Origin of the sequence: Fibrobacter intestinalis, from assembly GCF_900167415.1 — a bacterium.
Lineage (GTDB): Bacteria > Fibrobacterota > Fibrobacteria > Fibrobacterales > Fibrobacteraceae > Hallerella > Hallerella intestinalis.
This window is the reverse complement of the sequence record NZ_FUWU01000013.1, coordinates 17,977-41,709: the sequence shown is the minus strand read 5'-3', so window position 1 is coordinate 41,709 and position 23,733 is coordinate 17,977. Positions and strand designations below refer to the sequence as shown.

Here is a 23,733-nt window from a genome sequence, read left to right as displayed (position 1 = left end):
AAATTGATTTCTTAGTTGAATTAGTCCGACCTAGGCGACATAGAAAATTCTCTCCCAACAAGTTGTTAAATTTTGCATAGAAGGTTTTCATCCATATAGCCTTCTATATATGAATCATTTGAGATTTTAATTGCAAGGCCAAAATGGGAAAGCACCAATGTTGCTGCTTTTCGCCCGCCAGAAGAACTTCCGCCATTCAGTTTAACAATCGCACCTATTGCCAAAACGTTTCCATCAGTATCAATAATAAGTGAACCATCGATTGCGGCTAATTCTGCTCGTAATGTTCTTGGCAAATCCTGAAATTTTTGATTAGCAACAATACTTTTAAAAACTTCATTACGTTCTTTTGTTGATGTTCGCAAATCATCATCTTTGAATACTTCTGTTACAGATGCGTCACTTAACTTTTTCTTATCAATGCATACCAGCAATCCTCCAGTTTTCGAAAAACTGACATCAAGGGCTGTCTGATACAAAGCAGTTCGTATTTTTATAGGAATTAAATTTTTCTTTCCACCAGCTAATTGCTTTATTGCAGCATCGTGTTGATAAAGAGTCCAAAGATTACCTCGTTTGGCCAATTTTAAAGCACCTTTAGAGAAACAAAGTATTTCATTCGCTCTAGTCAGTGCTAGTATAATGGAGTCTCGCGATGAATCGCAAAAGTCTATAAATTTAATAGGTGCGTAAGCATTGACATTAGATGATTTTTTTAGTTCTTTATATCCAATTATATCAAGATTTTCATCTATTTCAATACAGTCGCTTATTCCATTAGTTATGGAAGCAAAAAAATCCTGCTCATAAAGTTTTTCTTTCTCTACAAGTTTTTTCCCATCATTACAATTTAGAGTTGCATTTTTAATTTTTATAGACAGAGCAACTTTATTTCCTTCATATGTTCTATTTTGCCAATAATAAAGAATGTTCGTTACATAAAACAAGACTTTCGGATAGCCTTGAGACAAGGTATTAAAGATGCTCATTTCCAAACATCTTTTAGCAATCACATCTTGATACAGTATTCCTATTTTTTCCGACTTTTGAAATTTACATATCATTGCTACAAATGATTCTACAATTCCAGAATCTTCACCGGTAAAGGGTTGATGCCGCTTAATGATAATTGGGAAAGAAGATAACTCCTTTCTTATGGCCAAAAAAGTATTTCCTTGAAGAATAGAACAATGTTTTTGTCCTTTGGGTGGAGCTTTTACTTCATTCTTTTCAGCTATTTCTGCCCCAGGAAATAAAGGAAGTATATACTCAACAATTATTTTTTCAAACTGTTGCTCAATCTTTTTTGTTTTTGCATCCATATATTCTCCTTTAATTCAAATTCGGTATTGACGGGTCGCATCTTTTGGCGTTCGCATGGGCTAACACACGGCCAACAGCGGTAACTGTGATTGCATGAGGGATCGAATTCCACCAAAGTCTCACTGTTTTGATGGCTTCAAAAGAATCAAGTTTTTCTACAAAAGCATTTTTCACTTTATTCAACAAATCTGGTGACTTATCATACATTGAAAAGATTTGATGCAGGACTTGTTTTTGTTCGTCGGAAAATGGACAAAAGTCCATCCTCCCTTCAGGAACGACAATTCTTGTTTGCACAAAAGAATCTATGGCATTTTCATCAACTACAGGAATCAAAACATAATCATCCAATAATGTATTGGTGATTAAAAAATTTGCTGATAAGCCACAATTGTTTAACATATTTGAGATGTCATTCCATTTATCTCCATTCTTCTTTATCCCGGCAGTCACAAATCCCGTAAATTTTTCAGACCAATATTGCTCTAACTTTTTTAATGTTCCCATGGAAGATACTCGAACGGCATCCAACACATCAAGTTCTTCTAACCAATCCTTGCTAACAGGTAAATTCGTTAGTGGCAATTTGTTATATAGATTATCCAATATTGAAAGTCCCTGATCTAGGAAGCCAGCCACAGGACTATACTGTGATACCGCAAAGAATATAGTCAATCCGCTCAATGCTTCATCCGTTATTTGGTCAACAATTTCAACGGCTTTATTTAATCCAATTTGATCTTTCCTTGAATCCTTCTTTTCTATTCGGTGAATTAGTAATTCTGATAATAAATCATAATCAGACTCTCGATCCGTGCATGCAGCAGCTTTATTCGCTTTTGTCAAGAAAACTTGAAACGAGGGGTCTGCAAAATTTTGTAAAGCCCCCTCAATACGATATAACCGTGGCATTACCCGATCTTCAAGTTTTTGTACTCGATCCGCTACTTTTTGCTCTGCTTCATACGAGAAATCCTTTTTTGCAATGGCTAGCGATTCGGCATTAATTTCTCTAGCTCTTTTTTCATCTATGCCTATAATTACATCTCTGCCGGCTTGAACGGCCATTCCATTTTCCGACACATTTTGTTTATGAATCAACGTTGGTTCATTTTTGAAAAAGAATTTTTTTACGACTCCCCCCAATATAATGATTCCTAATCCTGAAAAAAGCCATTCCTTATTATTGACAATCCATTTTATTATTTCTTTTAGTATTTCGTTTTCCATGTTATACATCCAATTCCCCATTCATGAGTTTAGGTAGTAAACGATCGCGGGATTGGGTTAAATTCTTAATTTGTTCCTTTAAGGCCTTGATTTTTTCAAAATATGGAGATGCATACTTTGTATAAAGTTTCAACATCTCTTCAGGCGGAATCAATGTTGCAAGGGCATTGATATCCTTTGCATAGACATGGGGTTGCGCAGCACCCTTTTGAAGGGAGTCAAGTTCAGTTTTCTTGTCTTTTAAAAGGCAATAGACAAAATACACATACGGGGTTGTATTTATGTCAGCGAAAGAGCAGTCCGAAGCAAAGACATTTTCATTGTAGAGTTGAGCAAAACCTGCATTCGCTCCAGAGCCACTTACTGTAATAACGGGGGCAGTTGTATTAGCCGTATTATGGTAATATGCGGGTTCTAATCCTCCAGCTACAACAGGGACATTTCCTTCGGCGACTTGTGCCTTCGTAATAACTTTTCCTCGTTTGAATTCAGCAATTTCACCGACAATTCCTTTTCTCCATCCTTTGGGTAATCCATCTACGATTTTGGTGGTTTCGTGGCCGGGGTAGCGGAGGTCGATGAACCATTGTTTGTAGAGGCGTTGGGCGGCTTCTTCGAGGAGTTTTATTTGCTTCTGGTTGTTTTCAATCAGGTCGTCGTAGGCGGAAAGGATGTCGGCAATGCGTTTTTGCGTTTTAAAAGACGGAACAGAAATCTCTAAATTTTTTATACCATCTATCGTTACGGCTTTTTGAGCGGTCCCCTTTGCTATAGCATCTATTTTCTTTTGACCTTCATATGAACAAATCCAATAATAAAGAAATCTAACATCAATGTCTTCTTTGAAATCCTTCAACCATGTCAAATTTCCATCTGCAAAGTAAAATTTATCGTTGTCTTTATAAATATAAGGAACTCCATATGAGCCACGTGTGGTTATCAACAAATCACCTGGTTCTGGAACTCCATATTGCTTCTTTACGTTTTCGTAAAATTCTTCACGAATATAGTCGTAGTCCGAGACAAGTTCCCCTCTGACTTTTTGAATAATCTGCTTTGAACAATAAAAGGGAACACCAGAATCACTTCTTTCTGACAAATGAAATCTTTTGCTCGATGTAACAATTGCAATATCGCCTAATTTCACTTTCTGCCAAGCCATCAGAAAACATCCTCCTTGGATTGCCACGGGCTTCGCCCTCGCAATGACGTGGGAGCCGAGAGCAGCAGAAATGCCTGCATTTCTATTGCCGAGGCGAACCAGTCATGCACTTTGTGCAATGACGTGTTAGAAGATTCCCGATCAAGTCGGGAATGACAGCGACGATAGATCCTTCGATTTCGCTCAGAATGACACGACATTTCATCTAAAAATGCTTTTTCCCAAGCCATCTTAAATCCTTTTTAGATTATTGCTTCGCTACGCTCGCAATGACGCATTGGAAGGTTCTTTTACTCCACTCTTATTTCTTCGCTTTGATTTGCCGTGGTTGGCATGTTCGGTCAGTCCGCGTAAATTTACTTTGTATGTTCCTAAATTAATTTTTTCATTTTCCAGGAACATCAGCATGTATATGGGGCAATACAAGACTTTTTCTTTGACACAAACATTATCGTTGCAGAAAACGACGGCTTCCTGAATGGCGTAATTTACCGTTTCCAAGGCATTTTTTAAGGCATTGTGTCGTTTGTAATCTTTGCCCGACTTGATTTCTATGGGGAGAACACGCCCATTCCGTTCAATGACAAAATCTAGTTCGCCTTGTTTTTTGCTATTGAAATAATAAAGGTCAAATCCGTGCGCTCTCAATTCCATTGCAGCCACGTTTTCATAAACGGAACCGAAATTGATGGCGTTTTCACCATTCAAGATTTTCAGTTGTATTCCGTTCGCGTATTGGCAAGTAAGGAGTCCGACATCGTTCAAGAACAGCTTAAACAAGTTGCGCGAACGCGAAAGGAGCAAGGGGATTTTAGGTTCATCTACATTGTAAACGGGAAGAGCCACCCCTGCTTCTTTCAACCAGATAAAGGAATTTTCATGACGGGAAAATTTGATATTCTCGTTCAATTTTTTTAGAATGAATCTCTTGTTCTGGTTATTCAGTTCCGGCGGGATCAGGTCGAAAATTTCGTTCAGGTAAAGTTTGTTTTCTGGGTCGTACTTGGCAATGTCCTTCTTGTACAACTCGATGATGCCTTGCTGGATTTCCAATATGTTTTGGATGTTATTCGATTCCAGATACTCGGCAACTGCAGCGGGCATGCCGCCCACAACCATGTATAGGCGGAAAATCTCCATCATTTTTTCGTGGATGACAGAATCAACTTCCACCTTGTTCTCGAAAGCGGCTCGTACCGAATCCAGGACCTCGGCCTGAACGCCCACCGCCCTTGCAAACTCCTCAAAATCCAGAGGGAACATTTCCTTGATGGTCAAAAAACCGACAGGAAGGGAACGGATGTCCTTGAGTTCAACACCAAGAAGCGAACCGCTCAGAATATAACGGTAAGACCCGTCCTCGACCAGAAACTTGATTGCGGTAACCGCATCGGGGCATTCCTGGATCTCGTCCAAGAAAATCAGGGTTTCGCCCTTGACCAATTTTGTTTCGGCGTAGGCCGACAGGCGTAAAAGGATGTTCGAGCTATTGGCACCCTCGAATACGGACTTGGCAGACGGAGATTCAAGGAAGTTGATTTCTACAAAACGCTTGAAATGCGTCCTTCCGAACTCCCGAATGGAACTGGTCTTGCCGATTTGCCTGGCACCGGTCACAAGCAACGCGTTCTTGTGCTTTGCATAGAAATCAGCCAAATAGTTGTCGATTTTACGTTGAATCATCAGTTTTTCCGTTTATCCAACCTTAAAATAACTAATTTTGTCCGTTTTTCCAACTATTTTTACAATATTTTTGCCCGTTTTTCCATTTTCTCACAAGCCGAGTTCCTTCATGTTCTTGGAGATGGTCTTCATGAGCGTATTGCTTTCGTCCTGGAGTTTCAGGAGTTCCGCGTGGATTTCGGTCATGCGTTCAGCAAAATTTACGCCGTCATCTTCTACAGGGGCGACTCCGACGTATGCGCCAGGGGTCAGGCTGTAGTTCTTTTCGGCGATTTCGGCACGGGAGGCAATTTTGCAGAGCCCAAGAATATCCTTGTACTTGCCGTCACCGAATTTTTCGTAGAGCCAGTCGGCTTCCTTGGCGATTCCGATGATTTCGTCGAGTTCCGCAAGGCGGGCGTCCCATTCTTCCTGGGTTTTCTTCTTGCTCTTTTTGTCGGCGGCTTCTACGGCGATTTTCGTCTGCACACGGAGCGTCTCGCGGTGTTCCTTGAGTTCCGCGAATATTTTTGCAATCTTTGCGGACTTGCGGAGAATCTTTTCGAGTTGTTTGTCTTCGGTGGTGTCGGCGTAGGCAAGCAAGGCGTTGCGGTATTCCACAAGCAAGTATTCATACTTGTCCGTTTCGCCGCGGTAGAGCCAAACAATGGCGTTCAGGTTCTTGAGTTGCCATTCGTTCCACTCGTTCAGGGTGCGATCCACGACGGTGTAATAGTTGCGGGCATCGATGAACAGGACCTTGTCCTGAATTTTCTTCTTTTTGCCCTTGTCAAAGAACCAAAGGGTGCACGGCAGGCTCTTGGTATAAAAGAAGTTGTTGCCCACGCTTATCATGCAATCCACGTGTCCCGTAGCCACCAGCTTTTCGCGGATGTCCTTGTCCTTGCTCTGGCTGTCTGTCGCAGAGGCAGCCATCACAAAGCCCGCGCGGCCGGTTTCGTTCAGGTAACTGTAGAAGTAAGAAATCCACAGGTAGTTTCCGTTGCCGATTTCCTTGTCCTTGTTTACCGCAGGGAGCCCGAAGGGGAGTCGCCCGGCATTCTGGCAGCTTTCCGCTTTTACCTTATCCACATTGAAGGGCGGGTTCGCCATCACGTAATCGCATTCGCCTGCAAGGTTGTGCGCATCGCGATAGAAAGAGTTCGCCTCGTCGCCCGATTTTACGACACCGGTAAGTCCGTGCACCGCCATGTTCATCTGGCAAAGCTGGGCGTTGTATTCCACCTTTTCCTGGCCGTAAAAGGTCATGGTTTCGTTGCTTGCCATGCCCGCCGCATTTACAAAGTCGCCGGTCTGCACGAACATGCCACCGCTTCCGCAGGCAGGGTCCAAAAGCACGCCATAAGCGGGCTCCAGCACATTTACGATCATTTTCACCAAGGACTTGGGCGTAAAAAACACGCCATCGTCGCTAGCGATATTCTTGGCAAATTTACTGAGGAAGTATTCGTAGATGCGGCCCATCACGTCGCCGCCCACATCGTCGAGGGCATTGTTGTTGAAGGTGCGCAAAAGTTCGGCAAGCAGTTCGTCCTTGAAATCGGTGTAGGTCTTGGGCAATACCCCCTTCAGCTTTTCACTCTGGGATTCCACCAGCTCCATGGCATTGTTCACCACTTCGCCAAGGCTGTTGAGCGGCTGTCCGTGCGCGTTCTTGAGTTTTGCCGATGCAATATTTGCGGGCAAGTTCACCAGGTAATCAAATTGCGCTTCTTTCGGGAGGAACAAAGCACTCTTGGACGCAAAATCGCTAGGTTCAACAGGGAGAGCGCGGCCACCGCGACTCGGGCGGTTCTTGAGAATTTCGGCTTCGACCTTTTTGAAACGGCCATAGGCGTAACGCAAGAACAAAAGCCCCAAAACAGGCATGCAATACTGATTCGATGTCAACTTGGAATCGGCACGGAGCAAGTCCGCAGATTCCCACAAATCGGCTTCAAGTTTCTTTAAGCTCTTGTTATCCATTTTGGTCCTTGCTAGTTTCTTGATTGAGTATGTATTTCCCTTTGCCATTTCCTTGCACGGGCTTTATAACGCCCAAACTAAACATTTTCTTTATAATTCCGATTGCGGCAGTTTTGCTAACCTTAAGGGAATTGGCAACATACTTGGCTCCAAAAACCTGTTGCAACCCAACTTCGGCAATCATTGCCTTCATGTGCCTTTTCATCGTTATATTGTACGTTGAAGCGTCTACCATTTTTTCAAAGTTAAGCTTTTGCGGGCCAAAGTCAACTTTTTTCGGAGAAAAGCCACTTTTTTTAGGATTAAAGTCAACCTTTTCCGAAGCAAAGTCAACCTTTTTTAAAACATAACCCGAATTTCGAATAATGGCCTTCAAAATAAAGGAGTCCTGTTTGTATTCCGGCTTGGGCAGCCCCTGCGCTTCCATTTCCCGGCACATACGGTCCACACCTTCGCCGAAATCCTTCACGTACTTGTAATCTTTCAAGTATTCCGCGATATGGGAATTGCGGGCAAAGTGGGAATTACGAATCTTGTTGATTTTCACTTGACTGGGCAAATTCCCCGGAGATTCAACTACCAAATGGTCATCGAACATCTTGATTTGGATTTCGGTTCCGCGAATGGAATAATCCCTGTGGGTTACCGCATTTACGACCAGTTCTGTACGCACAAATTCTGGATATTCTAGTTCGGTGGTAAAGATTCCGCCCGCAGTCAAATAGGTACGTTCCTTGATCTGCGTTTGGATGTAGGCAACCGCCTGACGAACCTGCTCCAAAATGCGACCTTCAAAAGTCACATCCTTGATAACATTCATCTCGGTGCCGAACTTTTCTTCTGTACCTTCGTAACGGATAAACCTGACTCGGGCCCTCGGGAAAAACGACTGGGGTTTCTTGCCGAACAGCAAGATTGCAGCAACGCTGAGTTGCAATTCGCCCTCTTTCTCTTTTGCGAAGTTCTTATTCTGTAGCAAATATTCTCGTGGGGATTTAGAATATCCGATTAAGCTCAAGTATTCTTTGAGATAAGATTCCTCTATATCTTCGTAGCTGGAGTCTGGAACAAGAAAATCTTCAAAGGAACGCAACCCTTTGTCGAGGGTCAACGTCAAACGGTCATCGTAAGAAAGGAGCTTAGACTTGTCGCCCACACGCATATAAACATCATGCGCCTGGTTTTCGTGAACAAAGGGGCTTGCCTCTATGTGGAATACCAGCACATGGTTCGGCTTGCCTTTGGCATCAACGCATTCCACAAGTTCATGAGCAAACGGAACCGTCGGTGAACAATAATCCATCGGAACACGCAAGAGTTCATTGACATCTTTTTCTCGATGGTCAACACCCTCGATGCGGCGATTTTTATCAGAAATGCCGACAACGATGATTCCCCCGTCGGCATTTGCAAAAGCGCACACATGGTTAGAAAAATCCTTCGGAGCAATGTTTACGCTCTTGCGGTCAAAAGTCTGGGATTCTTCCATAGCGAGAATATCTTCTATACGCGCTGGGCCTCCAGATTTATGCTACTCTATAATGGGTGTAAACGTATTCGTAAACGCGGGCGCGATACATGTTGATGGCCACGTCGTCGTAACTTTCGGGCAGCTCTTTCCAGAGCGTGTCGCGAATGAGGGTATCCACCGCAGCCTTGGTTTCTTGCTTGTCGGTCCAGTGGTCCAGACTTTCGATTTTTGCCTTTATCTTTTCGAGCAATTCTACGGCGACGGTTTTCAATTTTTTGATGTCCTGCTTGCTCAAGTTGTCCTTGAAAAGCAAGTCATACATGGAGAGTTCTTCGTCGTTCTTGAAACCTTCACGGACAAAACGTTGTTGTTCGGAATCCATGGACGAAGCCAAATCCATCAAGTCCATAAAGGTCTTTTCGATGGTCGCACGGTCCTGTTCGCTATTGTAAGCATTGATGATTTCTTGGTAACGCTCATAAAAATTGATTCTGCCGGAGTTGGTCGCCAACAGCAAAGAAAGTCGCTCCTTTAACAGTTCTTCCAAATCGCGGAGCAAAAGGTTCTTGTGCTTCGCCTTGGCAAATTCCCGGCCGAGCAATTCAAAATCAATCTTGCTGATGTCGAACTGCTTGGGGTTCTTTTTACCGCCTACGTCCATCTGAACGTATTCGTTCACAATCTTGTTCAGTTCCACCATCAAATCCACATTGGTCACATGACGGCGTTTTGCCTTCATGTTGCGGGCGACCGCGTCAATCGCGTTTATCTTGTCGCGATTTTCGGCTGTGACGTCTTCGCGGTTCGTGTAGCGTACCAGGCGAGAAAGTTCGGCGGCGTATGTGGAGAAGGTCTTCTTGTTTTCTGCCGAAGAACAGACTGCATTTGCGGTGTCTTGGATTGCGGCAATCTTATCAAAGCCCTTGGATTCAACAACCTTTGCAAGGGGAGCGTTGAGGCCGCCTAAAAATGCTTCCGTTTTCGCAATGACTTCGATAATGCGATTCAGCAATTCCGACTTGTCGATTGTCGGGTCGGCACGCCCGCCGCTTACATTATTCGTATAATCGGCGAGAGCCTTGCGCAACGCCTTTACGATGCCAGCATAATCCACAATCAGGCCGTTGCTCTTGCCCTCGTTCACACGGTTCGCACGGGCAATCGTCTGCATCAGCGTATGCGCTTTCAACAGTTTATCCAAGTAAAGGCAACTGAGGCACTTGACATCGAAACCGGTGAGCCACATGGCACAAACGAACACAACGCGGAATTTATTTTTGGGGTCCTTGAATTCCTTGTCCAATTCTCGCTTTTCCATCTTGGTGCGGTGCGGAGTAATGTCCAAGCCCCACTTGGCAAAAGTCTGTTGCTCGTTCTGTTCTTGGCTTACGACGACCGCCATTTCCGTTTCGCGCATCCACTGGATTTTGCGGTCCAGTTCCTGGGCTTCTTGCTGGGTTGCAATTTTCAACTGCTTTTCGAGAGCTACGATTTCTTCGGCCCAATATTCCTGAACGTAATTGTACATGCGAACGCAAGTCACCTTGTTCAGGCAAACAAACATCGCCTTGCCGCTAGTCCAAAGGTCTGAATAATGATGTGCAAAATCTTTTGCAACCAGACGCAATCGCGGTTCTGCCGTAAGCAGGTGGTATTCCTTGGCAAAATCCTTTTCCAGCTTTTCTTGCTGTTCCAGGTCAAGGTCTGCGGCTTCAATGGCATTGAGAATCTTGTCCGTAATTTCAGGATTTTTGAGTTCCTTGATTTTGTCGGCACGATTTTCGTAATAGAGCGGAACTGTCGCACCATCTTCTACGGCTCGCTTGAAATCGTAAATAGAAATGTAGCCGCCGAAAGTTCTTTCGGTGATGTTGTCATCTTTCAAAAGCGGAGTGCCCGTAAAGCCGATACGCGAAGCCGTCGGAAGCAAGGCACACATGTTGTCTGCAAAAATTCCATTCTGGCTGCGGTGCGCTTCGTCGGACATCACTAAAATATCGTGATCCGGATAAATCGGGGTCAAATCTTTCTTGTTGAACTTTTGAATCAGCGTGAAGATGAAACTCGGATTGCCCTTGAGTTTTGCGACAAGGTCGTTCCCGCTCGTGGCAATGAACTTGGATGCTTTTACCTTGCCGAGCATTCCGCAATTTTCAAACGTATCGCTAATCTGCTTGTTCAGTTCGTCACGGTCCGTAAGGATGACGATTGTGGGCGAACCTTTTGCACAACGGCGAATCTTCTGCGATAAGAATAACATTGAGTAGCTTTTGCCACTCCCCTGCGTATGCCAGAAAACGCCCAACTTGCCATTGCGAAGTTTGCGGTCTTCGTACGCTTTGAATGCCTCGTTTACACCAAGATACTGGTGGTTGCGGGCGAGAATCTTGACCGTATTTCCATCGGAATGATCGTAAAGAATGAAATTCGCCAACAGGTCAAGGAATGTTTCTTTTTTGCAAATCCCGCGAAGCATCGTCTGGAGCGCAACGGAACCCGCATCGGATTCCTTGAGGCGTTTCCATTCGTGGAAAAAATCATACTTACTGCCAAGCGTGCCGACTTTCGCTTCTACCCCATTAGAAAGCATTAAAAATGCGTTGTAATAGAAAAGTTGCGGAATCGTCGAAAGGTAATCCGTGTAGTTGTCATCGTAGGCGTTTTGCACAGCGACATCGTTACGCTTGAGTTCCACAAACAAAAGCGGGATGCCATTGACAAAGCCGACTATATCGGTACGGCGGCGATAAATTTCGCCGTGAATTTTCATCTCCTTGACGGCGAGAAAATCGTTGTTCTCCGGGTTCGAAAAATCAATGACGAGAGCCCGCTTGACATCCGAAGTTCCATCAGGTTTCTTGTAAGAGACCGGAATGCCATCGCGAATAAAGCCGTACTTTTCTTCGTTGATTTGAAGCAGTGATGACGTGCTGAGGGTTGCCGTGAACTTTTGTACGGCTTCGTCAATTTGCGTAGGCGTTATCCACGGATTCAGCTTCTGAAGTGCTTCGCGAAAATACCGATGCAACAAAACTTCTCTGTAAGAGGTGCGCCCGAATGTTCCGTTTTCGCCTAATTTTTCTTCATTATACGCAAATACAACACGCCAGCTCAACTCATGCTGGAGCAGGTCGCCGGCGCTTTCCTGAACAAGTATGTTTTCGCTGTATTCGTAGGACATAAAAGCCAAACTATTCCAATGTAAATATAAACAAAATAGGTTGTCATAATATGCCAAAAACGTTCGGGCCTATTGACAAGGGGATTTTTTGAGATTAGATATTAGTGAATATTGGTTCAGTCAAATAAAAGGCAACTAACTTTCTGCCTTTTCGCATGTAGGCAGATGGAAGTATATAACTGGCTTGATGTTCCTTTTTTAATAATGTATATTAGGCTGGAGGATACATAGAATGGCTACATCGAGCATAAAAAAGAACTTTACCGTGGCAGGGACCAAGCAACTTGAGTCCTTCATCAAAGCCGTGGATCACTCGCTAAAGGCCCCCGCTCTCAAAAGCCAGGTCAAATCAGACTTTCTAAGCGGAGTTTCCGGTTTAAGAAAACTTTCTCGCCTTAGAAAAAAAAATGGTTTCTAAATCCTATTTTGTTGTTAACATCATGGAGTATCTAGACAAAGCTCCTATGGAAGAGGACTTTTCCCGTCTTCGAAATTTTTACGAATGTCCCCAGAACAAAGATGTCGAGTGCTTCTTGAAAAAGTCGTCTGTAGATTTCGCCAAAAAACATCAAGCTGTAAGTTACCTGGTCTTTTCGCAAGCGAACGGAGCGTTCTTGGGATACTTCTCGTTAGCTATAAAAACTATTTCTGTGAAAGCGCAAAATGTTTCCAAAACCATTCAAAAAAAGCTCTCGCGTTTGAGTGCATTAGATGACGACGGTGTGTACAACATCCCCGCATACCTGATTGCACAACTTGGCAAAAATTTTCAGGCAGGGTTAAACGACTCCATTTCTGGAAATGAACTATTGTCCCTTGCAATGGAGCAGATTTTACTTATGCAGCACAGCGTCGGCGGGGTTCTTTGTGTTTTGGAATGTGAAAACAACGAAAAGCTTTTGAATTTTTATTGCACACAGAACCATTTTGTCGAATTCGGAACAAGAAAAACAAAATCTTCCGACAAGAATCTTTTACAACTGCTAAAGACAATCTAGTTGCAGCTTGATAATTACGGTTTATAGATAACGAGAATAAGGGCTAACTCAACGTTAAACTCGCGCCCGATGCCTTGCGGCAAAGGGCTATGTCTGTGGGAAATGATGGAAAAAAGGGGACGGAGATTTTGGCGTGCGTGGCTGGAAAAAGACAGAAGAGTTCTTTCCGAACGGTTTTCTATCCGAAAATGCGGTTCACGCGGAGCAAACCTTCGACAAGCCTATCGATTTCCCATTTTTCCGTGTAGGCACCAAAGCTTGCGCGAATCGTCGCCGGAATGCCGAAGCGCGTCATGACCGGTTGTGCGCAATGATGCCCGCTGCGAACGGCAATGCCGTCTTCGTCTAAAAGGGTGGCCACGTCGTGCGGGTGCGCAGCGTCTAGTGTGAAGCTCAAAAGGGAACCCCGCCGTTTTGGATTTCCCAAAATATGTAGTCCCGAAATGGCTTTCAGTTTTTCTTTCGCATATTTCAAAATTTCTTGTTCGTGTTGGTAGATAGCGTCAATGCCCACCTGATTTATCCAGTCGATGGCGGCTCCGAGTCCAATCACTTCGGCAATGGGAGGCGTTCCCGCTTCAAAACGGTCCGGCGGAAGAGCGAAAGTCGTCTTTTCAAACGTCACCTGGTCGATCATTTCGCCGCCCCCTTCGACTGGAGGCATTTCTTTGAGGATGTCGTATTTGCCGTAAAGTACGCCGATTCCTGTGGGGCCGTACATTTTATGGCCCGAGAAGGCGAGAAAGTCGCAATCCAAATCCTGCACGTCGATTTTTATATGGGGGGCGCTTTGGGCGGCATCGATGAGAATTTTGATTTCCGGATCGATCTTTCGGATGGTCCGGATCATTTCCTTGACCGGATTTTCGGTGCCGATCGTGTTGCTGATGTGCGCAAAGGCGACAATCTTCGTTTTGCCGGGGATGACAAGTTCCGGGATTTTTTCGAGAATCAGGTCTCCGTCATCGGCTACGGGAATCACTTTGAGCTTTGCTCTGCGTTCTTCGGCGATGAGCTGCCACGAGACGATGTTGGCGTGATGTTCGAGTGCGCTGATGACGATTTCGTCACCATCCTTCAAAAATTTCCTGCCGTAGCTCCAAGCGCAGAGATTGATGCTTGCCGTGGTGCCGCGCGTAAAGACGATTTCGTTTTCGCTTTGGGCGTTGATGAATTTGGCAACTTTCTTGCGGGCGGATTCGTAAGCGTCTGTCGTTTGTGCTGTCATGGAGTAAACGCCGCGTTTGATCGAACTGTAATGCTTGCGGTAAAAATTATCCATCGCATTGATGACGAATTCCGGCTTTTGCGTCGTTGCAGTGCTGTCTAAAAAGGCGAAAGGCTTGGGATCTTTGTCGTGCAATGCCAAAACGGGAAATTGCTTGCGGATTTCATCAACGTTATAATTCATGCGCAGAAAATAGAAAATTTAACCTCTAACCACGAATCCCTTACCGTTCGGAAGGCCTGCCGCTCATGGACCGGTTATCGAAGGGCGAAAGTCGAAGCAAACCGGTTTTTGCACGTTTTCACGTGAAAATTTGTCGCCGCAGGAAGTTTCGGCTCGTGTGTACGTGAAAACGGCTGCAGTCGTCATTGCGAACCCCAAGGGGGTGTGGCAATCTTTTTTCCTGTTGACAAGATTGCTTCGCCTTGCTCGCAATGACGAGGTGCCAGCAAGGATTGCTTCGGCTTTGTATCCCTGAAATTAGGGATCTCCGATTCCGTAGTTGAAGTATCCCTGGAAGGGACAATTCGCCTAAAGGAAGCAGAGCTTCCAAGGCTCATGGGCCGCTATCGTGGCTCGCAATGACGGGAAACCCGCACAGATTGCCACGGCGCTATCGCGCCTCGCAATGACGAGGTGCCAGCAAGGATTGCTTCGGCTTTGTATCCCTGAAATTAGGGATCTCCGATTCCGTAGTTGAAGTATCCCTGGAAGGGACAATTCGCCTAAAGGAAGCAGAGCTTCCAAGGCTCATGGGCCGCTATCGTGGCTCGCAATGACGGGAAACCCGCACAGATTGCCACGGCGCTATCGCGCCTCGCAATGACGAGATGCCAGCCAAGATTGCTTCGGCTTGTTCGCAATGACGTACTATGACTACTTGCGATTCATTTGACGAAGGCCGACTTTGCGCTGAAACAGGCTTTCCCCCGAAAACGAGAAAGAAACGGCTGGATGCCGTTTCTCCTATACTCCCAAACGGTCCCTGAGCCTGTCGAAGGGCACCAGTCGCTAATCCTTAACAAATAAATCGGGTGGAATTTTATATAAGTCCCAAATTTTTATATTGTGCGCATGAAAAAATCGCTATTCTTACTTCTTTTTTTCGCGGGCGTTGTGAGTGCCGCCGCCCCCAAAGTTTCTAAAGCCTGTTCTAAATCAAATGGAGAAAAATCTTGCTCGGAATCGTTGCTTCAGCTTGCGGAGCAAGGCCGCGCGGGGGATACTTCCGCCATCCAGCTTTACGGCAAAACCCTTGCCGTTGTGCGCAAAAACAAGAAGATGATGAAGCCCGTCATGGTCAAGGTCGATACTCTTGTCTGGGAAAATTGCAAAAAGAAAGAATCGGAAGCTTGCATTGAAGCTTGTGTCGCTCGTACGGATTCCTCTTTTTTGCGGAGCGACGCTCCGGATTCCGCAGCCTGCGCAGAACGTCCGCAGAAGCTGGTATCGAAAAAAATCAGCCTTCCCACGCCGTCGCCGATGAAAAATTTTATCGACTCCCTTTCGACGGATGTGTTTTGGAATTCTCCGTTCTCTCTGGCTAAAAATTGGCTTCTCGCCATTGGCGACTCGGTGATTCCGAGTATCGATTCGGCGCAGGCTTTCTTGCTTGCCGCAGACCCTTCCGATTTTATCAGTGCCCGCAGAAAATTCCATTTTTGCGCAGCCTATGGCGATTCTTTGAACGCCCGCTTGGATTCTCTGAATGCTCCGGTTCGCTGCCCGGTAATTGGAAACATCGTGGATTCGCGGGACAATCGTTCCTACCGTGTAGAACGTTTCGGGGAAAAAATCTGGACCATTGACAATGCGAATTTTGACATCCCGGATTCTTCGGCGTGTTACGACGGGGATTCGTTGAATTGCGAAAAGTATGGCCGCCTTTATACATTTGCTGCTGCGCAAAACGCTTGCCCAGAGGGTTTCCATGCGGCAACGGACGAAGACTTTGATGCGCTTTCTCCATTGGATGCGGCGGATTTTGCTGTTACTGTGGAATTTGGCGGCTACTTCAATCAGAATGGCATTTGCGCTTTGGCTGGCGAGGGAACTTATTTCTGGACAGCGACCGAAGAAGATGCTTCCCGAGGATATGTGCGCAATCTTTTCTCGGATGCGACGGCGTTGGACAAGGCTTCCGTGGACAAGCGTTTTGGGCTTTCCGTCCGCTGCGTGAAGGATTGATTTTGTCATCCGAAAATCAAGTGCGTGCGGTGCGTTTTGAACCGAATTGCTCTTTGGAAACGTGGAAAGCTCGGCTGGCTTTGACCGAAAAAGTTCGTGCCTTTTTTAAAGCGCGTGGCGTGATGGAAGTTTCGACTCCTGTGCTTTCGCGGGCGAGCGGAACCGATGCGCATCTGGATTATTTTGAAACGGTCGGCAAACCGGCGCGTTATTTGATGACGAGTCCGGAATTTCATCTGAAGCGGCTTCTGGCGGCAGGTTTCGGCGATATTTTTGAAATCGCGCACGCATTCCGTCAAGACGAAGTCGGGCGCAAGCACAATTCGGAATTTGAACTGGTGGAATGGTATCGCGTCGGAATGCCTTACGAGGAATTGATGTGCGAAGTCGAAGATCTGGCTTCGGAAATTTTGGGCGATTCGGTAAAAGCGGAACGCTTGACTTTTCGGGAAGCCTATTTGCGGTATGCGCAGGTGGATCCGTTCACGGGAAGCCCTGACGATTTTAGACTTGCTTTGAAAAAAAACGACGTGCCCGATGTGGAAGGTTCCGATTCGTTTACGCGCGAAGACTGGTGGGACTATCTGATGGTGACGCTGGTGGAATCGCATTTGGGAAAGGAGTCCCCGCAATTTTTAATGGATTATCCGGAAAGCTGTGCGGCTTTGGCGCAGACATACGTGAATGCGAAGGGCGATCGGGTGGCCAAACGCTTTGAACTTTATATCCGGAATATGGAGCTTTGCAACGGTTACGAAGAATTGACCGATGCGGCGGAACAGCGTCGTCGTTTTGAAGCCGACATCGCATGGCGCAAAGCGCAGAATAAGCCTGTGCCGACCATGGATGAACGTTTCCTTGCCGCGTTGGACTATGGAATGCCTGCGGCTTCGGGCGTCGCTATGGGGTTGGATCGCTTGTTTATGCTCGCTCTGGGAAAATCGAAAATCGAGGACGTCGTTTTGTTTATGGACGACAATTCTTAGCGGCGTCGCCTAAGGCCCGTTCGATTTGGCTTCGGACGATTTCGTCATTCAGAGGGCCGACTTCTCGCAGTTTAATGCTTCCGCTGCTGTCGATTAAAAAATGGGTGGGGATGGCCCTCGGGTGCCCGAATTTCTTCATCAGCTGAAAATTCCAGTATTCGACCGGATAAGGAATCTGCTTGGCTTTTACAAATTCCCGCATCGTCTTTTCGTCGTCGTCCTCGTTGATGCCGATGACGTGAAGCCCGCATGGGGAATAGTCGGCGTAAATCTGCTTGAGAGTCGGCAATTCCATGTTGCAGTAGCCGCACCAGGACGTATGAAAAACGAAAAGGGTCACGCCATCGTAGCCTTCGATTTTCTCCGGAATGCGGTCGTAGGCGGCGTCGCTGCAAGCCGCACAGAAAAGCGCCGAAATGAGGGATGCGCCTAAAAGGATTTTTTGAAAGTTGAGCATTGTATAAACAATTTAGTTATATTCAAAACATGGCTTACAATATTCAAGATCTTCTTTCTGAAATGGTGAAACGCGGTGCTTCGGACTTGCACATTACGGCGGGAATTCCTCCGATGCTCCGCTTGGCGGGAAAGCTTGCTCCGATGGGAACGGAAACCCTGAAACCGGACGAGACGATGCGCATGACTTACAGTCTGATGAACGAACTCCAAAAAAAAGCGTTTGAACAGAACAAGGAATGCGATTTTTCATTTGGCATTGCGAATCTTGCCCGCTTCCGGGCGAACGCCTATCTGCAGCGCGGTTGTGTCGCTCTGGCCCTTCGTATTATTCCTCTGGAAATCAAGACTTTTAAGGATTTGGATTTGCCGCCGATCATTGCCGAGTTTACGACCCGTCCTTCGGGACTCGTTCTGGTGACGGGATCTACGGGTAGCGGTAAATCGACGACTCTTGCTGCGATGATTGACAAAATCAACAAGGAACGGCACGAGCATATTTTGACGATTGAAGACCCGATTGAATTTTTGCACAAGCACCAGAATTGCATGGTGAATCAGCGCGAAGTCGGCAACGATACGAACAGTTTTTCGCAGGCTTTGAAAATGGCTCTCCGTCAGGATCCGGATATTGTTCTCATCGGCGAAATGCGCGATTTGGAAACCATCCGGGCGGCATTGACGATTGCCGAAACGGGCCACTTGACATTGGCGACTCTCCATACCAATTCGGCGGTGCAGACCATTAACCGTATCGTGGACGCCTTTCCGCAAGGGGAACAGCAGACCGTTCGGACGCAGCTTTCCTTTGTGCTGCAAGGCGTCGTCTGCCAGATGCTTCTTCCCAAAATTGGCGGGGGTCGTGTGATGTGCTACGAAGTGATGAATGTGACGCCAGCCATTCGCGCGCTTATCCGCGACAATAAATCGCACCAGATCGGATCGATGATTGAAATCGGCCAGAAGTTCGGCATGAACACGATGAATATGCGTCTTGCGGAATTGGTCCGTCAAGGAAAACTCGAACATTTTGAAGCTCTTGCCAAATCTCCGGATCCGAACCAGCTCGAAAAAGAGCTTGAAAAAATAGGAGTCTAATCCATGCCGGTCTTTTTATACAAGGCGCAGAATACCCAGGGAAACCAGTTCAACGGGGAAATTGAAGCCAAGGACAAAAATGAAGCGGAATCCCTGCTTCGCCGAAAGCACTTGGTGGTCGAAAGCGTCAAACGCAAACCGATGGAAATTAAAATCCAAATCGGCTCCGGCATTAAATCCAAGGACATTTCCCGCTTTACCCGAATGTTCAGCTCGATGACTTCGGCGGGTCTTCCCATGCTCCAGTGCTTGACGATTCTCGAAGAGCAGATGGATAATCCGGCGATGAGGGATGTCGTGCATAAGCTCACCATGTCTATCAGTGGCGGTTCCAGTTTGGCCGATGCGCTGACCCAGCATCCGAAGGTCTTTGACAAATTGTATTGCAACATGGTTGCAGCAGGTGAAGCGGGTGGTATTCTCGATGGCATTTTGTTGCGTCTTGCGGACTATCAGGAAGCGAACGAACGTCTGGTGCGCAAAGTGAAAAAGGCTTTGACTTATCCGGTGATGGTCGCGGTCGTCGCCGTGGTCGTGGTGATTCTCATGCTCTCCTTTGTGGTGCCGACCTTTGCCGCTTCTTTTACGGAACTCGGCGGAGAGTTGCCGTGGCCGACGCAGTTTGTCATGGATCTTTCCGACATTATTCGCGATTATGCGGCGTTCTGGATTTTGGGAGCCGTGGCCATTATTGTGGCGTTTAAAATCGTGATGAAAGTTCCCAAGCTTCATTTTGCCTTTGATCGATTTTTGCTGAAAGTGCCAAAGGTGGGCGATTTGCAAATCAAGAGTGCCGTTGCCCGTTTTAGTCGGACCTTGGGAACGCTTTTGAATGCGGGCGTCTCGGTAACGGAAGCGTTGCAGGTGACGGCAAAGACTTCGGGAAATTCGGTTGTCGAAGCGGCGATCATGAAAATTGCAGTGGGGCTTGCGGGCGGTAAAAGCATTGTGGAACCGATGAAGGACGTGGGCATTTTCCCGGCGATGGTCATCCAGATGGTGGGCGTCGGTGAAAAAACCGGCCAGCTTGGGGCGATGCTTTTGAAAGTCGCGGATTTCTATGACGAAGAAGTGGATGCGGCGATCGACGCTCTGACATCTATGATGGAACCGCTTATCATGGTGGTTCTCGGCGGTGCGGTCGGCTTCCTGATGATTGCGATGTATATGCCGATGTTCAGCATGTCCGATGCGATCAAAGGCTGATTAATCGCTAGCGTTTTCCGTTTAATCATTTCTCCTGTTGTAAAAACGGCTCATTTTTTGGCAAAATGGGCCGTTTTCTTTTTGGCACGCATTTTGCATTTGTGCTACTGCCCCGATGTTGGGGTTATGATAAGGAGCGTAAAATGCCAATGAAAAAGACGGTTTCTACCGAAAAAGAAAAAAACAATGCCGCCCCCAAAGCGTCGGAATACGATTGCCTTGTGGTGACCAATGTTCGAGTCTTTCCTTTTAAGGATGGAGCGAATATGGGACACGTCAAGGCTCTTGCCAAAGTGGTTTTGAACGATCAAATGCAGCTGACGGGACTTCGCGTGATGGATGGCGAAAACGGCCTGTTTGTCAGTTATCCTTTTGACCCGTTCTATAAAGGGGAAGAATACCGCAGCATTTTTTTCCCGATAACGCGGGAATGTCGGCAGCACATTGAAAATTGTGTTTTGGAAAAATATCAGGAAATGATTGCCGCATAGGAAATGTAACGTGTTCCAGAGAATTCGCACCAGTTGCCTTTTGGGAATTAAAGCTATTCCAGTTCATGTCGAAGTGGATTCCTCAGCGGGGCTTCCCGGATTCACATTGGTCGGCTTGCCGGACAATGCGGTTCGCGAATCCAGGGAACGCGTTGTTTCCAGTATTCGAAGTTCCGGTTATGCGGCGAGTGGAAGTCGCATGACCGTGAACTTGTCGCCTGCCGATTTAAAAAAAGAGGGAACGTCTTTGGACTTGCCACTGGCGATTGGAATGCTGATTGCCAACGAAGAAATTCAGGTGGAATCCCCGGAAAAATTTGTCTTTATGGGAGAACTTTCGCTGGATGGAAAAGTAAAAGCGATTCGCGGCGTTCTTTCTGTGGCGATGAGCCTTTCTAAAAAGAATGATGTTTTTGTGGTACCCAAAGAAAATGTAGCGGAAGCCAGTCTTGTTGAAGGGCTCTCGGTGATAGGGGTTTCAACTCTTTCGGAATGTATCGAAGCGATTTCTCCGGGTTCCGAAAGGAAGGCGCTTCGATCGCCGGGTATTTTTCGGAAGGATGGGAATACGGAATCGTCTTTGCCGAATTTTCGTTCGGTTGTGGGGATGGAGGGGGTGAAGCGGGCGCTAGAAATTGCGGCGGCAGGGGCGCATAACTTCTTGCTCGTCGGTTCTCCCGGTTCCGGGAAAACTTTCAGTGCCCGCTGCCTTCCCGGAATTTTACCGCCGATGACCGACGAAGAAATCTTGGAATGTACGCAAATCTATTCGTCTATTCGCATTTTGGGAGATTTGGGAGCGGAAACATTTTTAAATCGCCGGCCTTTTCGTTCGCCGCACCATTCTTCTTCCATGGTCGCTTTGGTTGGCGGGGGGCCTCATTTACGTCCGGGCGAGGCAAGTTTGGCGCATAACGGTGTTTTATTTTTAGATGAATTGCCCGAGTTCAACCGGAACGTTTTAGAAGCCTTGCGGGAACCGATGGAAGAGGGAATTATTCGTGTCAGCCGGGCTTGTGGCACGGTGACATGGCCTGCCCGATTTATGATGGGCGCGGCGATGAATCCTTGTCCCTGCGGGTATTCGATGGATGCCAGAAGAGGTTGCACTTGTCTGCCGGATGCCGTTCGCCGTTACCGTCAGCGTGTTTCGGGTCCGATGCTCGATCGGATTGACATTCAGGTCGCCGTACCTTCTACGGATCCGCAAAGCCTTATGCAAAATGCGCACGGGGAATCTTCGGCAACTATTAGGGAAAGGGTAATTGCCGCTAGAAATGGGCAACGTTTGCGATTTGCAAAAAGTTCCAGTCGTTCCAATGCCGAAATGTCTAGTGAAGAAACGAAAATTTTTGCTCGGATGGATGTTTCTACGGAACATTTTGCCGTATCCGCAGCGGAAAAAATGCGATTAAGTGCTCGGGGTTATTATCGGATGTTGAAAGTGGCACGGACAATTGCCGATTTGCGGGCTGCGCAATATGGAATTTCTGGCATCAAGGATTCTTCTATTGAATGTCCGGATGTCGCAGAGGCTTTGCGTTATCGGGCTTTTGCCGACCTTGCCGGTTAGTCTCTTTCCAATTTTATCTCAGCTGCAGAAATTGCTTTTCCGGGGAGGGCCTCGGGTTTTTCTACATGAACCCAGGCGGCTTGGATGCGGGGGGATTGGGTTAGCAGAAATTTTGCTGTCCGAAAAACCAGAGTCTCTATCAATTGGAATTTGGATTCCTGGATAAAGCTCTTTACTTTTTCAGCGAGTTCGGCGTAATCGACGGTATCATCCAGCGCGTCGTTTGTTGCGACGCTTTTGAAATCCAGCCACAAAGAAAAATGGAGTTGAATCGGCTGGGGTTTTTGGCGTTCAAAAGGAAGGGCTCCGAGAACTGTCTCAAAGCCCAGATTTTGAACGGTTATTTTTCCGAGTTCCATTACCAGGTGAAGAGGACGATGGAGCCGCCGATGGAAAGCGCGGCGATGCCGAACCAGATATTGCGAGCCATCGAATAGGAATCCATCGCATCTTTGTTCTTCTTGTTTTTGGTATTCAGCAGGTAGAGGGCGGAATGCTCCGTAGATGTTCCATTTTTATAGGCGACGTCGTTCGTTTCGTACCAGACCATGGATTCGTAGCAGGCGTTTTTCCCGCCGCAAGCCTCTTGAATATTCTTTTTGTGGGTGTCCATCAAGTCGTCCACATCGTCGTGGGCGGATTTCGCATCGCTGTATTGCATCTGGTTGTAAACGCCAACTCCGATTCCCGCTGCCGCGACACCGACCAGACCCCAGGCGCTCCATTTGCGGACTTCGTCGGCGATGCCGAATCTGTCTGTGACATCGTTAGAAGCCGAAGCAGCTGCGTAATCTTCGTCGTTTGCCTGATTAGCGGTTTCGGCAACGTCGCCCTGCACGTCGTAGTTGTAATCGTCTTCGCTTTCGCAATCCGGATCGTCGTCATCGCAATATTCATCGTCAGCGGCGGCGGAGGAACTTTCTGCTACAGGAGCGGCGGCGAGAGTGTCTTCTTCGGAGGAGCTAGAAGAGGATTCCGCTTCGACGGGGGCTGCCGGGGCCGGTTCTGTGGCATTGACGGGAACCAGGGCGATTGTTTTGACTCCACGATGCATATACATTTCGCTCACGCCTTCGGCAAAAATGGACTTGCCGTCAAAATAGACTTTTTCGATATCGCTATTCGCATCGGCGTTTTCGCTGGAATAGGCTTTTGCTTTGATGGCGAATCCGTAGGCGATGCCGGCTGGAAGCGTGTATTCATTGAGATTGGCCGCTTCGGAACCTTTCCGTCCTTCGTAAAGTTGGTATGTCGTGGGGGATTCTCCGAAAGGGTCTTCAAATTTTTGGCGGACGTAGAAGCGACCGTCCTGGACATTTTCCACGGTTCCTGTAGAGGAAATTTTAAGGGAGCCGCCGAATTCAGCGTCAATGTATTGGTCGGGAGTTCCGACATCTTCGCCAGAAAATTTCTGGATGGTATAATTGTCGGCAGCCAGTGCGGTAACGGCAAAGAAGCCGAGCATTGCAAATAGAGTGGACTTCATTCGTAAAAC

18 protein-coding genes are annotated in these 23,733 nt (G+C 46.7%); 7 read left to right on the top strand and 11 right to left on the bottom strand.

The features are described 5' to 3' along the window. Positions 1–65 precede the first annotated feature (65 nt). From B5D40_RS05130 to B5D40_RS05100, 7 genes are all read right to left on the bottom strand, one after another. A complete protein-coding gene (locus B5D40_RS05130; RefSeq protein ID WP_078776040.1) occupies positions 66–1,322 on the bottom strand; it encodes a hypothetical protein in 1,257 nt (418 codons plus the stop codon). Positions 1,323–1,332: 10 nt separating this feature from the next. Next, positions 1,333–2,553 carry an LPO_1073/Vpar_1526 family protein gene (locus tag B5D40_RS05125; protein ID WP_143394557.1) on the bottom strand — a complete coding sequence of 407 codons (1,221 nt, stop codon included), beginning with the start codon at positions 2,551–2,553 and terminating at the stop codon, positions 1,333–1,335. Position 2,554: 1 nt separating this feature from the next. Further along, positions 2,555–3,715 carry a restriction endonuclease subunit S gene (locus tag B5D40_RS05120; protein ID WP_078776038.1) on the bottom strand — a complete coding sequence of 387 codons (1,161 nt, stop codon included), beginning with the start codon at positions 3,713–3,715 and terminating at the stop codon, positions 2,555–2,557. A 258-nt stretch (positions 3,716–3,973) separates the two neighbouring features. After that, positions 3,974–5,398, bottom strand: coding sequence for an ATP-binding protein (locus tag B5D40_RS05115; protein ID WP_078776037.1), 1,425 nt, complete (start codon positions 5,396–5,398; stop codon positions 3,974–3,976). Positions 5,399–5,488: 90 nt separating this feature from the next. After that, entirely contained in the window at positions 5,489–7,363 is a 1,875-nt protein-coding gene (locus B5D40_RS05110; RefSeq protein ID WP_078776036.1) for a class I SAM-dependent DNA methyltransferase, read from the bottom strand. Beyond that, positions 7,356–8,852, bottom strand: coding sequence for an RNA-binding domain-containing protein (locus B5D40_RS05105; protein ID WP_078776035.1), 1,497 nt, complete (start codon positions 8,850–8,852; stop codon positions 7,356–7,358). Before B5D40_RS05105 ends, B5D40_RS05110 begins: the two co-directional genes overlap by 8 nt. 37 nt (positions 8,853–8,889) lie before the next feature. Continuing rightward, positions 8,890–12,015, bottom strand: a complete 3,126-nt coding sequence (locus B5D40_RS05100; protein ID WP_078776034.1) for a type I restriction endonuclease subunit R — start codon at positions 12,013–12,015, stop codon at positions 8,890–8,892. A gap of 407 nt (positions 12,016–12,422) precedes the next feature. Here B5D40_RS05100 and B5D40_RS05090 point away from each other — a divergent pair, with 407 nt between their 5' ends. Next, entirely contained in the window at positions 12,423–13,013 is a 591-nt protein-coding gene (locus tag B5D40_RS05090; protein WP_073302319.1) for a hypothetical protein, read from the top strand. A gap of 178 nt (positions 13,014–13,191) precedes the next feature. On the opposite strand, the gene B5D40_RS05085 is transcribed toward B5D40_RS05090, so the two are convergent. Further along, the gene (locus B5D40_RS05085) at positions 13,192–14,424 is read right to left on the bottom strand and encodes an aminotransferase class V-fold PLP-dependent enzyme (protein ID WP_078776033.1); all 1,233 of its coding nucleotides are present in this window, start codon (positions 14,422–14,424) and stop codon (positions 13,192–13,194) included. An 891-nt stretch (positions 14,425–15,315) separates the two neighbouring features. On the opposite strand from B5D40_RS05085, the gene B5D40_RS05080 reads away from it, so the two are divergent. Continuing rightward, positions 15,316–16,428, top strand: coding sequence for an FISUMP domain-containing protein (locus B5D40_RS05080; RefSeq protein WP_078776032.1), 1,113 nt, complete (start codon positions 15,316–15,318; stop codon positions 16,426–16,428). 2 nt (positions 16,429–16,430) lie between these two features. Further along, a complete protein-coding gene (gene epmA / locus B5D40_RS05075) occupies positions 16,431–17,414 on the top strand; it encodes an EF-P lysine aminoacylase EpmA (RefSeq protein WP_078776061.1) in 984 nt (327 codons plus the stop codon). On the opposite strand, the gene B5D40_RS05070 is transcribed toward epmA, so the two are convergent. Then, positions 17,395–17,871 (bottom strand): TlpA family protein disulfide reductase, encoded by a 477-nt coding sequence (locus B5D40_RS05070; protein ID WP_078776031.1) that lies wholly within the window; start codon positions 17,869–17,871, stop codon positions 17,395–17,397. The genes epmA and B5D40_RS05070 overlap by 20 nt on opposite strands. 29 nt (positions 17,872–17,900) lie before the next feature. Here B5D40_RS05070 and B5D40_RS05065 point away from each other — a divergent pair, with 29 nt between their 5' ends. The 4 genes from B5D40_RS05065 to B5D40_RS05050 all read left to right on the top strand — a co-directional run bounded on the left by B5D40_RS05065 (position 17,901) and on the right by B5D40_RS05050 (position 22,238). Then, the gene (locus tag B5D40_RS05065) at positions 17,901–18,968 is read left to right on the top strand and encodes a type IV pilus twitching motility protein PilT (RefSeq protein ID WP_073302325.1); all 1,068 of its coding nucleotides are present in this window, start codon (positions 17,901–17,903) and stop codon (positions 18,966–18,968) included. Positions 18,969–18,971: 3 nt separating this feature from the next. Continuing rightward, complete coding sequence (locus B5D40_RS05060; RefSeq protein WP_078776030.1) at positions 18,972–20,174, top strand: type II secretion system F family protein; 1,203 nt, start codon at positions 18,972–18,974, stop codon at positions 20,172–20,174. A gap of 143 nt (positions 20,175–20,317) precedes the next feature. Continuing rightward, positions 20,318–20,665: a SpoVG family protein gene (locus B5D40_RS05055; protein WP_233134348.1), complete on the top strand. Its 348-nt coding sequence runs from the start codon at positions 20,318–20,320 to the stop codon at positions 20,663–20,665. Between the two features lie 10 nt (positions 20,666–20,675). Continuing rightward, positions 20,676–22,238, top strand: a complete 1,563-nt coding sequence (locus B5D40_RS05050) for a YifB family Mg chelatase-like AAA ATPase (RefSeq protein WP_078776029.1) — start codon at positions 20,676–20,678, stop codon at positions 22,236–22,238. On the opposite strand, the gene B5D40_RS05045 is transcribed toward B5D40_RS05050, so the two are convergent. Continuing rightward, entirely contained in the window at positions 22,235–22,597 is a 363-nt protein-coding gene (locus B5D40_RS05045; RefSeq protein ID WP_078776028.1) for a dihydroneopterin aldolase, read from the bottom strand. The genes B5D40_RS05050 and B5D40_RS05045 overlap by 4 nt on opposite strands. After that, positions 22,597–23,724 (bottom strand): hypothetical protein, encoded by a 1,128-nt coding sequence (locus B5D40_RS05040; RefSeq protein ID WP_143394558.1) that lies wholly within the window; start codon positions 23,722–23,724, stop codon positions 22,597–22,599. Before B5D40_RS05040 ends, B5D40_RS05045 begins: the two co-directional genes overlap by 1 nt. Positions 23,725–23,733 lie beyond the last annotated feature (9 nt).